The organism is Telluria sp. ZB4P36 (assembly GCF_059685865.1).
The window spans coordinates 1-1,317 of record NZ_JCASIE010000046.1 but is presented as its reverse complement, the minus strand read 5'-3'; the positions used below and the strand labels follow the sequence as shown (position 1 = coordinate 1,317).

The window sequence follows — 1,317 nt, the reverse complement described above, 5'->3', positions numbered from 1 at the left end:
CCTTCGCCGCCGAATGGGAAGCAACGGGCGTCGACACCCGCGCCGGCGTGCTGGAACGCACCGCCGACCTGTTCGAGCAGAACGGCACCGAGCTGATGGCGCTGGCCGTGCGCGAAGCCGGCAAATCGCTGCCGAACGCAATCGCCGAACTGCGCGAAGCGGTGGACTTCCTGCGCTACTACGCGGTGCAAATCCGTGAATCGAAAGCCGATGGCGCACTGGGCCCGGTCAGCTGCATCAGCCCATGGAACTTCCCGCTGGCGATCTTCACCGGCCAGGTGGCCGCCGCCCTCGCGGCCGGCAACGTGGTGCTGGCCAAGCCGGCCGAACAGACCCCGCTGATCGCGCACCGTGCGGTCGAGCTGTTCATCGAAGCCGGCTGCCCGCGCGCTGCGCTGCAGCTGCTGCCGGGCCGCGGCGAAGTGGTGGGCGCCGCCCTGACCTCGGACTCGCGCGTCAAGGGCGTGATCTTCACCGGCTCCACCGAAGTGGCCCAGCTGATCAACCGCACCCTGGCGAAGCGTGCCGAAAGCGAGGGCATCGACATCCCGCTGGTGGCCGAAACCGGTGGCCAGAACGCGCTGATCGTCGACTCCTCGGCGCTGCCGGAGCAGGTGGTGCAGGACGTGCTGTCCTCGGCCTTCGACTCGGCCGGCCAGCGCTGCTCGGCGCTGCGCGTGCTGTTCCTGCAGCAGGACATCGCCGACAAGACCATCACCATGCTCAAGGGCGCGATGCAGGAACTGCGGGTCGGCTCGCCCGACCGCCTGGCCACCGACATCGGCCCGGTGATCGATGCCGAAGCCCAGCGCAACCTGCTGGCCCACATCGAGCGCATGCGCGCCACCGCGCGCAGCCACTTCGCGCTCGAGCTGCCGGACAGCGTCAGCAAGGCCGGCACCTTCGTGCCGCCGACCGTGCTGGAAATCGGCTCGCTGGCGGAACTGAAGCACGAGGTCTTCGGTCCGGTCCTGCACATCGTGCGCTACCGCCGCGCCGAGCTGCCGAAGGTGATCGACACCATCAACGCGACCGGCTACGGCCTGACCCTGGGCGTGCATTCGCGGATCGACGAGACCATCGACTTCATCGTCTCGCGCGCCCACGTCGGCAACATCTACGTGAACCGCAACATCGTCGGCGCGGTCGTGGGCGTGCAGCCTTTCGGCGGCGAAGGTAAATCGGGCACCGGCCCGAAGGCCGGCGGTCCGCTCTACCTGAAGCGCCTGCAGCGCCATGCCGCGCCGCTGATGGAGCACAGCCGCGTGTTCGACGCCGGCCTGGATGCGCTGCTCGGCTGGCTGCGCAACAACGGCC

1 protein-coding gene is annotated in these 1,317 nt (G+C 69.2%); it reads left to right on the top strand.

All coding sequences use genetic code 11. The annotated features are described in order from the left end of the window. Positions 1-1,317 (top strand): L-glutamate gamma-semialdehyde dehydrogenase (locus AC56LK_RS25165; protein WP_497187174.1); only part of this gene is annotated, 1,317 nt, incomplete at both ends.